General features: G+C 70.5%; 2 protein-coding genes. Both read right to left on the reverse strand.

All coding sequences use genetic code 11. From position 1 onward, the window contains the following. On the reverse strand, positions 1-6656 hold a 6656-nt coding region (locus BLR41_RS23575), incomplete at its 3' end, for a type I polyketide synthase (protein ID WP_425426946.1). A gap of 74 nt (positions 6657-6730) precedes the next feature. Further along, complete coding sequence (locus BLR41_RS22230; RefSeq protein WP_092632812.1) at positions 6731-14731, reverse strand: type I polyketide synthase; 8001 nt, start codon at positions 14729-14731, stop codon at positions 6731-6733. Positions 14732-14743 lie beyond the last annotated feature (12 nt).

Here is a 14743-nt window from a genome sequence, read left to right on the forward strand (position 1 = left end):
GCAGACTCACCCACCTCAACCACGGACGAACCCGAACCAGAAATCTCCAACTCGGGTGCTTCCTCCAGAATCACGTGCGCGTTCGTGCCCGAAATCCCGAACGAGGACACACCCGCACGACGCACCCGACCCGACTCCACAGGCCACGACACAGCCTCGTCCAACAACCGAACCGGCCCCGCGCTCCAGTCCACATCAGAGGTCGGTTCCTCGGCATACAACGAGCGCGGCAACTCACCATGCCGCAGCGCGAGCACCATCTTCATCACCCCAGCGACACCCGCCGCGGCCTGCGGATGCCCCAGATTCGACTTGATGGAACCGATCCGAAGCGGCCGCTCCGCGTCACGCCCCTGGCCGTAGGTGGCCAGCAGCGCGTTGGCCTCCATCGGGTCCCCCAGGGCGGTGCCGGTGCCGTGCGCCTCCACCGCGTCCACATCCGAGGGCTCCAACCCACCGGCCGCCAACGCAGCACCGATCACCCGCTCCTGCGCCGGACCGTTCGGCGCCGTCAACCCCTGACTGCGACCATCCTGATTGAGCGCACTCGACCGCAGCACCGCGAGGACATCGCGCTCGTTGGCCCGCGCATCCGACAACCGCTCCAGCAGCAACATGCCGCAGCCCTCCGACCAGCCCACGCCGTCGGCCGCATCGGAGAACGGTTTGCAACGGCCGTCAGGGGAGATCAGCCGTTCCTGACTGAAGGCGATGAACGGCACGGGTGTCGCCATCACGGTGACCCCGCCCGCGAAGGCGAGATCGCACTCACCACGCCGCAACGCCTCCATCGCCTGATGAATACTCACCAACGAGGAACTGCACGCCGTGTCCACCGACACCGCCGGACCCCGCAACCCCAACGTGTAAGAGAGGCGACCGGACGCGGTGCTGTTGGCGACCCCGGTGGCCACGTGCCCGTCGAGCTGGTCCGGGTCACCGGAGTGCAGCACGTACCCGCTCGACTGAATCCCGAGGTAGACGCCGGTGAGGCTGCGGTCGAGCGACGACGGAGGCAAACCGGCCCGTTCGATCACCTCCCACGAAGTCTCCAACAACAACCGCTGCTGCGGATCCAACCGCTCCGCCTCCCGCGGACTCACCCCGAAAAACCCCGCATCGAACAGCCCCGCGTCGTACAGGAAACCGCCCTGGTCCGTGCTCGTCCGGCCGACGGCATCCGGATCCGGATCGAACAACCCCGCCACATCCCAACCGGGACGATCCGGAAAACCCGACACCGCATCACCACCGTCGACCAACAACCGCCACAGCCCCTCCGGGGAATCCACCCCACCCGGATAACGCCCCGCCATCGACACCACCGCGATCGGCTCGTCCGGTGCGCGCCGAGTCGTCGGAACGTCGGTCCGAGCCCTGCCCGGCTCGGTGCCGGGTAGCTTGCTCGCGAGGAACCGGCTGAGTTCCGTGGGCGTGGGGTGGTCGAACAGCAGACTCGCCGGGAGTTTCTCGCCGACGAGCGCCGCGAGGCGGTTGCGGGACTCCACGGCCATCAGCGAGTCGAGGCCGAGATCGCGAACCGGCCTGTCGACGGGGACAGCACTCGCTTCCGGCAGGCCCAGGACGGTGGCGAGTTCGCCTCGCACCAGTTCGAGCAACGCCGTGGCACGCTCGGATTCGGAACGGCCCGCCAGTCGCTCGGCGAGCCCTGTTCCCGTGGCGGTACCCGCGGCTCGCCGAAAACGAGGACGGACGAGCCCCCGCAGCAACGCCGGGAGTGCGCCCTCCTTCGCTCGTTGTTCGAGTCGACCGTGGTCGAACGGGATGGGGGCGAGATCCGCCTCGGGACGTCCGAGGGCTTCGTCGAGGAGTCGCATGCCGAACTCGGGAGTGATCGGAAGACCGCCCATCCGGCCCAACCGGTGCCGCAGCGGATCGTCCAGACCGGTCACGAGACCCACGTCGGTCCACATGCCCCAGGCCAGACTCACCGCGGGCAGCCCCGTGTGGCGCCGCCGCGCCGCCAACGAGTCGAGGGCGGCGTTCGCGGCGGCGTAGTTGGCCTGTCCCGCGCTGCCGAGGGTTCCCGCGGCGGAGGAGAACAACACGAAGGCCGACAGCGGCAACTCCGCGGTGAGCTCGTGCAGGTGGAAGGCGGCGTCGATCTTGGGGCGCAGTACAGTGTCGACCCGCTCCGGCGTGAGGTCGGCGAGGAGTCCGTCGTCGAGGACCGCGGCGGTGTGGAACACGGCCGTCAGCGGGCGCTCGGCGGGGATGGCGTCGAGGAGGTCCCCGAGCTCGGCCCGGTCGGACACGTCGCAGGCGTGCAGGGTGACCGTGGTCGCGCCCGCCGCTTCCAGCTCGGCCACGAGCTCGGCGGACCCGGTGGCAGCGGCTCCGGAACGCGACACCAGCGCGAGGTGCCGGATCCCGTGCTCGGCGATGAGATGATGCGCGAGGACCCGGGCGAGACCGCCCGTCCCGCCGGTGATGAGCGCGGTGCCATCGGTGTTCCAGGTGGTCGCGGCCGGTTCCTCCGAACGCTCCACGGGCAGCAGCCGCAGCGCCTGGAGTGCTCCGTCGCGCAGCACCAGCTGGGGTTCGTCGCCGGGAAGCCGAGCCACGAGGTCCGCGAGCGCAGCGGGCTGCCGATCGGCCTCGGTTTCCGTGTCCACCAGCACGAGATGCCGGTCGGGATGTTCCTGCTGGAACGCGCGGGCGATTCCCCACAGCGCCCTCGCTGCGGGGGACGACGGGGATTGTGCCGATCCGTGCCCGGTGGCCCGGTGGGTGAGCCAGACGACCCGGGTATCGCCGAGAGCGTCCGCTGCCAACCATCCCCGCAGCCAGGCGAGGGCGCGGTGGGTCAGCTCGTGCACAGCGGCGGGTGTCGCGTCCGGCTCGGGCCAACGAACGACCAGAGTGGATGCTTCCGCCGTCCGCACCCTGTCCGCGAGCGCGGCGAAGTCGGGCGTCGAGTCGCCCGGCGCCGCGATGTCGACCTCCAGGTGGTCGGTCGGCGCTCCCCTCGGTGGGTCCGTCGCTGGAGCGGGGACGGGCTGACCGACGACGTGATACAGCGCGGAGGACGCGGTCGTCGCCCCCGAACCCGCCGATTCCCGGACGCGCGGTTCCGTGACCTCCTCGGTCGTGATCGCTCCGATCGTCGCTACCGGATCATCGGCGGGGTCGAAGAGCGCGAGGCGCACTCGTCCCTCGGATGTTCGGTTCACCCGCGCTCGGATCGTCGTCGCTCCGACCGCGTGCCGCATCGCGTCCGTGACGGTGCACGGCAGATGGACCGCTTCGTCGGTGTTCGGGAGGAGCCGCGTCGCGGCGGTCAGTGCGGCTTCGAGGAGCGCCGGGTGCGTCCCGAACGTCTCGCTCTCGTCCCGCAGCTCATCCGGCAGGCTCGCCTCGACGACGACCTCGTCGCCGGTGCTCCACCCGCGCGTGATCGCCCGAAAAGCGGGTCCGTAGCGGTGCCCGTCCTCGTCCAGCGACACGTAGAGCTCCTCGACGTCGAGCGGGGTGGCTCCTGGTGGCGGCCCGCTGTCGGGGGCGGGATGCGTTTCGGTCGTTCGTTCGGCGAGCCGGCCGTTGGCGTTGCGCACCCACGGCCCGTCGGCGAAGCTGCTTTGCAGCGTGAAGCCTCGACGGCCGTCCTGTTCGGGTTCGATCACCAGCCGCAACCGGCGTGGGCCCGCGTCGAGCGGGATCGGCTCTTCGACTGAGGTCTCGGCGACGCGTTCGAGGCCGACCCTGCTCGCGGCGTGCAGCGCGAGATCGATGAGAGTGGTGGTCGGCAGCAGCGCGGTGTCGAAGACGTGGTGCTCGGAGTTCCACGGACGGGCGAGCGCAGCGGTGCTACCCGTGAACACGACGGTGCCGTCCGAGAGGTCCGTGCGGCCCGCGAGGAGTGGGTGCTCTCCGGCGTCGAGGCCGAAGGCGGACGCGTCCCCCTGACTCGCTGCGGGGAGTTCCAGCCAGTAGTGTTGGCGTTGGAAGGCGTAGGTGGGCAGGTCCACGGTCTGTGTGTTGGTGCCCGCGTAGACGGTGTCCCAGTCGATCGGGATGCCATGGGCGAACAACTCCGCCGCGGCCTGCCGCAACCGCGAGGCACCGTCCTCGTCCCGATGCAACGAGCCGACCACGGCCTCGTGCCCCGCGGCGCGAAGTGTCGCGACCAGCATCGGGTGGGCACCGAGTTCGACGAGGACTGTCTCTTCGCCTGCTGAGAGTTCCTCGAGCGCCAGGTCCAGCCGCACCGGCTGGCGGAGATTGTCCGCCCAGTAGTCACCATCGAGTTCGCTGCCGTCGACCCGAGCCCCCCGCACCGTCGACACCACCGGCACATCCCCAGTTGTCGGTGCGAGATCAGCCAACTCCGACCGAACCGACTCCAACACCGGATCCACCTGCGGCGAATGCGACGCGTAATCCACCTTGATCCGCCGACAGGACACACCCTCGCCCTCCAACACGGCGAGGAACTCCTCCAACTCCTGCCGGTCACCAGCCACCACCGTCGACTCGGCGGTATTGACCACCGCCACCGACAACGCACCACCCCACTCAGCCAGCCGCCGCCGCACCTGGGCCACCGGCAGCGACACACTGCCCATCCCCCCATCACCAGCAAGACCAGCCACCAGCCGAGACCGCACCCCCACCACCCGAGCACCCTCAGCCACACTCAACACACCCGCCACCACCGCAGCAGCCACCTCACCCTGCGAATGACCCACCACCGCCGACGGGACCACTCCCCAGTGCCGCCACACCCGCGCCAACGCGACCCCCACCGCGAACAACACCGGCTGCACCACCGTCACCCGATCCAGCGCCTCACGTTGCGACTCCTCATCGGACTCCAGCAGCTCCACCACCGAAAACCCCGTATACGGACGCAACGCCCCATCACACTCAACCAACGCCGCCCGGAAAACCTCGTCCCCCAACAACGAGCGACACATCCCCGGATGCTGACCACCCTGCCCCGGAAACACCCACACCACCCGCTCCCGAGAAGCAGCCGCACGCACCGCACCCGACGGCAACGAACCATCGGCGACCGACCGAAGCGCCGGGACAGCATCGGCTACATCCCGTGCCGGAAGGCAGACTCGTTCGGTCGAGGGCGTGCGGGTGGTGACAGTGCTGTAGGCGATGTCGCGCAGCGCGGCAGCATCCCGACGGGTGGGCTCGTCCGAATCCGTGCGGTCCGGCGCCACGAACTCCGCCAACCGCGCCGCGTTCGCCCGCAACGCCGACTCGGTGTGTCCACTGAGCACGAACGGGAACGAGGCGGCACTCGACGGAAGGCGCACGTCGCCGTCGTGTTCGAGCTGCTCGGCCGGGGCCTCCTCCAGAATGACGTGCGCGTTCGTCCCCGAAATCCCGAACGACGACACACCCGCCCGACGAACGTGCCCCTCCCGACGCGGCCAGGACACCGCCTCGTCCAACAACCGCACCTGCCCGGACGACCAGTCCACGTGCGAACTCGGCGACTCGGCGTACAACGAACGAGGCAACTCCTCGTGCCGCAACGCCTGCACCATCTTGATCACCCCGGCCACACCCGCCGCCGCCTGGGTGTGTCCCAGGTTGGACTTGATCGAGCCGACCAGGAGGGGGCGCTCCGGGGTGTGCGCCTGACCGTAGGTCGCCCCCAGCGCGTTGGCCTCGATCGGGTCGCCGAGAGGTGTACCGGTGCCGTGGGCCTCCACCGCGTCGACGTCGGCGGCACCGAGCTCGGCCGATTCGAGAGCGGCTCGGATCACCCGCTCCTGCGAGGGACCGTTGGGAGCGGTCAGCCCCTGACTGCGGCCGTCCTGATTGACCGCGCCCGAGCGCAGCACCGCCAGCACCTCGTGCCCGTGGGCGCGCGCGTCCGACAACCGCTCCAGCAGCAGCATGCCGCACCCCTCGGACCAACCGGCGCCGTCGGCCAGTTCCGAGAACGGCTTGCAACGACCGTCCGGAGCGAGTCCTCGCTGCCTACTGAACTCGACGAACGCGAACGGGGTGGCCATCACCGCGACGCCCCCGGCCAGAGCGAGATCGCACTCCCCTTTCCGGAGTGCTTCCATCGCCATGTGGATGGTCACCAGCGAGGAGCTGCAGGCCGTGTCCACGGAGATCGCGGGACCCCGCAGGCCGAGGGTGTAGGAGAGGCGGCCGGACAGGATGCTGTGTCCGCCCGCGGTGCCGTTGTGCCCGTCGAAGTTGATCAGGTCGCGGCCGAGGCGGGAGAAGTAGTCGTCGTACATCGCGCCGACGTAGACGCCGGTGGGACTGTCCCGCAACGAAGCGGCGGGAACGCGCGCCCGTTCGAGCAGTTCCCAGCAGGTTTCCAGCAGGATTCGCTGCTGCGGATCGATCCGTTCCGCCTCCTTGGGGCTGATCCCGAAGAAGGCCGGGTCGAACAGGTCGACGTCGTCGAGGAAGCCACCCTCCTTGGTGAGCGAACGTCCGGGAACGTCCGGATCGGGATCGTAGAGCTCGTCGATGCTCCATCCCGGCCGGTTCTCCGGGAACTCCCCGACCGCGTCACGTCCCTCCGCGACGAGGCGCCAAAGCTCCTCCGGTGTGTCCGCACCCCCGGGATAGCGTCCGGCGGTCGCGACGATGGCGATGGGCTCGTTGGCACGCGATCGGAGTTCGACGATCTTCTGGTTGGCCTGCTGCAGCGCCGCGACCGCACGCCGCGCCCTTTCCTGCGGATCCGTCTCTGAAGACATCGGTTTTTCGTCCTTCGGCGTGCTCATTCGAGCTTCCTGATCTCTTGGTCGAGGAGGTCGTCGAGGTCGTCGTCGGCCACGTCCTCCAGGTCGTGGGCTTCCGGTGCGCTCCCCTCACGTCGCGACCGCAGCCGCGTGGCGAGTTCGAGGAGGCGTTCCACCGAACTGTCCTCGTCGAGAGCGGCGAGCGGGGTCCGCTCGAGCAGCTCGACCGCTTCGGCGATCGGGGTGGGAGCCGCCGGTGGCTTCTCGACGAGTGAGCTGAGATAACCGGCGAGCGCGCTCGGCACCGGCCGGTCAAACAGCAGGGTGGCGGGCAGGCGCTGCCCGATCAGACCCGACAACCGGTTGCGCAGCTCGACCGCCATCAGCGAGTCGAGGCCGAGCTCCTGGATCGGCCGGTCGGCGGGGACGGAGGCGGTCCCGGAAAGCCCGAGCACCGCGGCGAGCTCCCCGCGCACCGCGTCGAGCACCGCCTTCTCGCGCTCGGTCTCGGACAGTGACCCGAGCCGCTCCAGGAAACGCGACCGCTCCGCCGACATCGCCGAGGCCCGACGGGCGGGCGGGCGGACGAGTCCGCGAAGCATCGGCGGAGTCGCGCTCGAGTCGGTGTTCGCGTTTCGCCGCAGGGCGGCACGGTCCAACCGCACCGGCGCGAGGTAGGTGGCGGGCCTTGCGAGTGCCTCGTCCAGCAACTCCATCCCGGTTTCCGGGTCGAGGGGGATGAACCCGGAGCGCCGGATCCGGCGTCGGAAGGACTCGTCCATGGCGGAGAGAAGTCCCACCTCGGACCAGCTGCCCCAGGCGAGGCTGGTCGCCGGGAGACCTCGATTAGCGCGGTAAGCGGCGAGGGCGTCGAGGGCCGCGTTCGCCGCCGCGTAGTTGGCCTGGGCGGCGGCGCCGAGGGTGCCCGCCATCGACGAGAACAGCACGAACGCCCGCAGGTCCGCGTACTCGGTCAACTCGTGCAGGTGCACCGCCGCATCGAGCTTCGGGCGGAGCACCGCATCGACCCGCTCCGGTGTCAGATCGGAGAGCAGACCGTCGTCCAGAACGGTTGCCGTGTGAACCACCGCGGTCAGTGGATGCGCCTCGTCGATCGAGGACAGGGCCGCGGCCAGCTGCCCACGATCGGAGACGTCGCAGGAGCGGACCGTGACCCGCTCGGCGCCCAGCGCTTCGAGTTCCTCGACCAGAGCAGCGGCGTCCGGCGCGTCCGGCCCCGAGCGCGAGAGCAACAGCAGGTGCCGAGCGCCGTGCCGCGTGACGAGATGTCTGCAAGTCACCCGCGCCAGCCCGCCGGTTCCACCGGTGACGAGCACCGTCCCCTCCGGATCGACAGCTGAGGGCGGCTCCTCGCCGCTGTCCACCTCCGGCTCCCTCCGCTCGACCGGGGCGAGTCTCGGGGTCGCGAGCTCACCGTCGCGGAGCAGGAACTCGCTCTCGCCGTCCGGCAGGCGACCGAGCACGGCGGAGAGCGTCTCGTCACCGGGCACGTCGTCGACGTCGAGATGCACGAGGGACCGCTCCGGGTGCTCTTCCCGGAAGCTCCGCCCCAGTCCCCACAGCGCCGCCGCACCCGGATTCGCGGTTTCGGCATCGTCGCGGGCCACCGCACGGCGCGTGAGCCAGACGACTCTGGCTTCGGCGAGCGCATCGGCCGCCAACCACTCCCGCAACCAGGTGAGCCCGCGATGCGCGGCGTCGTGGATCTCGTCGGTGTTCACCGCACCGGAAGTCGCGACGTCGTCCCAGCGGACGAGGAGCGTGGGGCGGTCCGCTTCCGCACCGGTGCGGGTGTCCCGCACGACGCGCTCCGGCTCCGGGTCACGCGGATCGATGTCGATGTAGGCGACCGGCGCGCCGTGTTCCTGTTCCGCCAGCGGGGACGCGAGCGTGCGGTACAGATCGGTCGTCGGGCCTCGCAGCGCGTGTCGGATCTCCCCCGCAGTCGCGGGTTTCCCCGAGACGGCCCCCACGGAAGCGACGGGTTCCCCGGCCGGATCGAAGAGCGTGAGACTCGTTTCGTCAGTGCCCTCGTCACTCGCCGTCGACGGCACGATGCGGGCCCGGAGCACGCTCGCTCCGACCGCGTGCAGCCGCACATTCCGCCAGGCGAAGGGAAGTGAGACTCCTTCGCCCTCGCGTGCGGGTTCGGCCACCGCGTGCAGCACGGCGTCGAACAGCGCCGGGTGCAGCCCGAAGGAGTCGGCATCCGCGCTCACCCCGTCCGGCGGGTTCACCTCCGCGAAGATCACGCCGTCCCGTCGCCACAGTCCGCGCAAGCCCCGGAAGGCCGGGCCGTAGGACAGTCCGCTCTCGTCGAGGTGCCCGTAGTGCTCCTCGACGTCGACCGGTTCGGCACCGGCGGGCGGCCACGCTTCGAGCCGCTCGGGTTTCGAGGCCGTTTCCCCGAGCACCCCGGATGCGTGCTGGACCCAGTGGGCATCGGGGGCGGGCTCGGAGGAAGCTTCCTCGGTTCTGCTCCGGAGGACGTAGGAACGGGTGCCGTCCGCTTCGGCCGCGTTGACGGTGAGCTGGATCCGCCGAGGCGATCCGGGGTCGAGCGCGAGCGGCGTTTCGAGCACGGTGTCGACGACGCCGTCCAGATCGACGTGCCGCGCCGCGTGCGCCGCCAGCTCCACGATCGCGGCGCCCGGCAGCAGCGTCGTGTCGAAGACCCGGTGGTCCGTCAGCCAGGGGTGCGTCTCGGTATCGATACTCCCGGTGAACACCACGCTTCCGTCCGGAAGGTCCGTCCGCCCACCGAGGAACGGGTGCTCTCCCGTGTCCAGACCGAAGGCGGCGGCGTCGCCTCCGCCGGTCGCCGCGAGCCGGAGCCAGTAGTGCTGTCGCTGGAAGGCGTAGGTGGGCAGGTCGACCGCTCGTGCCCCCGTTCCGTCGAAGACCTTCTCCCAGTCGACGGGCAGGCCGTGGGCGAAGGTCTCGGCCACCGCGCGGCGGAAGCGAGTGGTCGCGTCGTCGTCGCGGTGCAGCGAACCGACGACAGCCTCGTGGCCCGCTCCTCGCAGCGGCGCGACGAGCAGCGGGTGTGCGCTCAGCTCGACGAAGACCGTCTCGGGACCGGACGCAGCGGCTTCCAGGGCCAGATCGAGCCGCACCGGCCGACGCAGGTTGTCGGCCCAGTAGTCCGCGTCGAGCTCGGGGCCCTGGAGTGGTCGGCCGAGCACCGTCGAGTGGAACGGCACGCGTGCCGTGCGCGGCGAGATCGCCGCGAGTTCCTCCCGGATGGAGTCGAGGATCGGGTCGACCTGCGGTGAGTGGGAGGCGTAGTCGACCGCGATCCGGCGGCAGTACACCCCTTCCGCTTCGAGGTCGGTGAGGAAGCCCTCCAGTTCCTGCCGGTCTCCGGCGACCACCGTGGACTCCGAGCTGTTGACGACCGCCACCGACAGCGCACCGTCCCGCTCGTGCAGCCGTCGGTGTACCTCTTCCACAGGCAGTCCGACGCTGCCCATGCCGCTGTCTCCGGCCAAGCCCTCAACGAGCTTGCTGCGGACGTGGACGACGCGGGCACCGTCCTCGAGGGCGAGGGCGCCGGAGACGACCGCGGCCGCCACCTCACCCTGGCTGTGCCCGACCACTCCGGCAGGTTCGATCCCCACGTGTTCCCAGAGCCTGCCGAGCGCGACCGCCACGGCGAACAGCAACGGCTGGACCACCGTCACCCGGTTCATCGCCTCGCGTTGCGACTCCTCGTCAGCTTCGAGGAGTTCCAGCACGGAGAACCCGGTGTGGGGACGCAGCGCCTCGTCACACTCGGCGAGCGCCGCGCGGAAGGTCTCGTCCCCGAGCAGCGAACGACACATCCCCGGGTACTGGCTCCCCTGACCGGGGAACACGAAGACCGGGCGGGTGCCGGTGGCCGTCGCCAGCACGGCTCCCGAGGGGAGCCCCCCATCGGCCACGGTGCGCAGCGCCTCGACCGCCTCGTCGTTGCTCGATACCGGCACGACCGCGCGCCGCTGGAAGGCATCGCGCGTGCGCACCAGCGCGGCGGCGATGTCGAGCGGAACAGCGGCCCGCCGGGACGAGTCGACGTGCTCGGCCAACCGTGCCGCGTTCGCCCGAAGCGCCTGGTCACTGTGCCCGGTCACGACCAGCGGGACCGGGGCGGGAGAGCCGCTCCCGTCGTCGCCGGAGCGGGAGGTGGGATCGGTGTCGTCCTCCGGCGCCTCCTCCACGATGACGTGCGCGTTCGTCCCGGAGATCCCGAACGAGCTCACGCCCGCGCGGCGAACGTGCCCGGAGCGTCGCGGCCAGGGCATCGGCTCCGCCAGCAGCCGCAGGTGGTCCGCTGTCCAGTCGACGTGCTCGGTGGGTTCCTCGGCGTGCAGGGTCCGGGGCAGCCGCTCGTGCCGCAGCGCCGAGACCATTTTGATCACACCGGCGACTCCGGCCGCGGCCTGCGTGTGCCCCAGGTTGGACTTGATCGCACCCAGGGCGAGAGGTGTCTCGGCGGTGCGTGCCCGACCGTATGTCGCGGCCAGTGCGTTCGCCTCGATCGGGTCGCCGAGCGTCGTGCCGGTGCCGTGCGTCTCCACCGCGTCGACATCGGACGGTTCCAGATCGCCCGCGGCGAGGGCCGAACGGATCACCCGTTCCTGCGAGGGACCGTTCGGGGCGGTGAGTCCCTGGCTGCGGCCGTCCTGGTTGACCGCGCCCGAACGCAGCACCGCCAGCACGTCGTGGCCGTTCCGGCGTGCATCGGACAACCGCTCCAGCAGCAGCACACCGCAGCCCTCGGACCAGGCGACCCCGTCGGCGTGCCGGGAGAACGACTTGCACCGCCCGTCCGGCGCCAGGCCCCGCTGTCTGCTGAACTCGACGAACATGCCGGGGGTGGACATCACCGTGACACCCCCGGCGAGGGCGAGCTCGCACTCGCCGCGCCGCAGCGCCTGCATCGCCGTGTGCATCGTCACCAGCGAGGAGCTGCACGCGGTGTCCAGGGAGATCGCGGGGCCCTGGAGCCCGAGGGTGTAGGCGATGCGTCCGGACAGCAGACTGCCGCCGCCCGCGGCGCTGTTGTGCCCGTCGAAGTTCGCGAGGTCCTGCCCGAGACGTCCGAAGTAGTCGTCGTACATCACGCCGATGTAGGTGCCGGTCGAGCTCCCTTCGAGCCGGGAGGCGGGGATGCGGCCCCGTTCGAGCGCTTCCCAGCACGTCTCGAGCAGGATGCGCTGTTGCGGGTCGAGACGTTCGGCCTCGCGGGGGCTGATCCCGAAGAACTCGGGGTCGAACATGCCCGCGTCGTGCAGGAAACCGCCCTCCCGTGTCGTCGTGCGTCCCGGTGTGTCGGGATCGGGGTCGTAGAGGCGTTCGGTGTTCCAACCGGGACGGTCGGGAAACCCGGTGATCGCGTCGCCCCCGTCGGTCAGCAGTCGCCAGAGCTCCTCGGGCGAGTCCACCTCGCCCGGATAGCGGCACGCCATCGACACGATCGCGATCGGCTCGTCCGCCGCCGCGGGCTCGGCGACGACGGGGTCGGCGGCATCGAGCTCCTGGGGGTTTTCCTGCCTGGTGGTGGCGAAGCGCTCGACGAGGTGCCGCGCGAGAGCGGTCGGCGAGGGGTGATCGAACAGCAGACCGGCGGGCAGCGTCTCGCCGACGAGTGCGGACAAGCGGTTCCGCGCCTCCAGCGCCATCAGCGAGTCGAGGCCGAGCTCCTGCACGGGTTGCGCGTCGGGAACCGAGGAGGCGTGCGGCAGCCCGAGGACCGCGGCCACCTCCGTGCGTACCGCGTCGAGGACGACGCGTTCTCGTTCCGCTTCGGGTGTGTGGGCGAGCCGCTCCGCCAGGTCCGAGGCGGGACCGTCAGCTCCGGGTTGTTCGGCTTTCCCGCTCCCGGCCGGCCGGGTGACGAGGGAACGGAGTACCGGGGGAACCGTCGTCACCGACGTCAGCAGGCCCCGGTCGAGGGACACCGGCACCAGGTTGGCTTCGGGACGGCCCAGGGCGAGGTCGAACAGCCGCATCCCGGTCTCCGGCTCGAGGAACCGCAACCCCTCGCGCCGCAGCCGGCGCCGCAGCGCCTCGTCCATATCCGCGGCCATCCCCGCACCGGACCACGGCCCCCACGCCAAGCTCCTGGCGACGAGCCCCAGACCTTTCCGCCGCAGCGCCAGCGCGTCGAGCGCGGCGTTGGCAGCGGCGTAATGCCCTTGGGAGCCGCTTCCGAACGTCGCCGCTGCCGAGGAGAACAGCACGAACGCTTGCAACTCCATGTCCTCGGTCGACTCGTGCAGGTGTACCGCCGCGTCCACCTTCGCCCGCAGCACCGCGTCCACGCGCTCGGCCGTCAGATCACCCAGCAGACCGTCGTCCACCACACCGGCCGCGTGCACGACCGACCCGAGCGGCCGGGTGTCCGGAATCGAGGCCAGCGCCTCGTCGAGTTCGGCGCGGACCGAGACATCGCAGCCGCGTACCGTCACGGTTTCGGCACCCGCGTCCCGGAGTTCGCGAACGAGGTCGCCGGCGCCGGGCGCTTCGGTACCGGAGCGCGACAGCAGCAGCAGGTGGCGAACACCGTGCTCGGTGACGAGGTGGTGAGTGATCGAGCTACCGAGCCCGCCCGTGGCTCCGGTGACCAGCACGGTCCTCTCCGAATCCACGGTGGGGATGCCCACGCTGTCGTTCTCCTCGACGGCGACGAGCCTGGGCGTGGACAGTTCCCCGTCGCGGAGGACGAGCTGGCTCTCGTCCGGCGGCAGCGTCCGGAGTGTCCGGTCGAGCTCTTCGTCGTCGACGGTCTCGTCCACGTCGAGCAGTACCAAGGATCGGTCGGGGTGTTCCGACTGCGCGGTCCGGCCGAGGCCCCACAGGGCCGCGGCCGCCGGGGACGCCGCACGATCGTCCTCGTCGACCGCGCAGGCGTTGCGCGTCACCCACAGCACGACTGCGTCACGGAGTGAGTCGGTGTCCAACCAGCGCTGGAGCCAGTCGAGAGCACGCTGGGTGGTCGCGTGTACCTCCTCGGCTGTCGCTTCCTGGCGGGGCCAGTGCACCACGATCCTCGGAGGACCGTCGGTGTCCGCGTCCGCCCGGCGCGACTCGACCGCCGCCGCGAGATCCGGTTCGGTGGCATCGACCGGGACGAGCGGGGCAGTGGACGGACCCCGCGACGCCTCCGACGGGACAGGAGACGCCTGGAACTCCACGCGGAACAAATCCCGCGAGGGGTGCTCGTTCAGGAAGCGCTCGGGCGGAGCGTGGTGTGCGGTGTAGCCGTGGAGGTGGAGCACCTCGTTTCCGGAGGCATCGCGGGCGACGAGCTCGTCGGCCTGGGTGGTCGAATCCCGCGTCCGAAGACCGGTGCTCGTGGCGCTACGGATCGGAGTGGGTTCGCCGGTCCAGTCGAGCCGCTCGATGAGGAACGGCAGCTGAGGAGCTCCGTGTTCGATCCGGTCCAACAGGGACATCGCCACACCGAAGGCGTTGTCGAGCAGCCCCGCGGGGACGGGACTTTCGGTGGTGTCGACGCCTTCGGGAGGTTCGAACACCCCGTGCCGCGTCTCGTCCTCGCTCTCGAACGCGCGAAGCCACCGCCAGCGTGGTCCCCATTCGATCTCGAACGCACCCAGCCCGTCCAGCACCTCGTCCATGCCCGGGTCCGGGCCCCATCCTGTCAGTGTCTCCGGTAATCGGGGAAGGGCGGAGGCCGCTTTCGGCTCGTCGGTGGGGGTGAGGTGGGCGTGGGCGTGGGTGGTCCACTGGTCGTGCTGCCAACTGGCCACCGTCGCCCGCAGCATCTCGGACTCGCCCGTGTCGTCATCGGGCACCAGATGCACCTGCACCGGCAAACCCGCCTCACCCTCATCGACCACCAACGCCGCCACGAACCGCACATCCACCAACGCCACCGACCGGCCCGGCCACCAACTCGCCGCGATCGCCAACAACACCGACACATGAAACGCCCCCGGCACCACCACCCGACCAAACACCCGATGATCCGCCAAATACGCCTGCACCCCAGGACCCACCCGCAACGCATGCACCGCCCCACCAGC

Source organism: Actinopolyspora mzabensis, from assembly GCF_900101095.1.
Lineage (GTDB): Bacteria > Actinomycetota > Actinomycetes > Mycobacteriales > Pseudonocardiaceae > Actinopolyspora > Actinopolyspora mzabensis.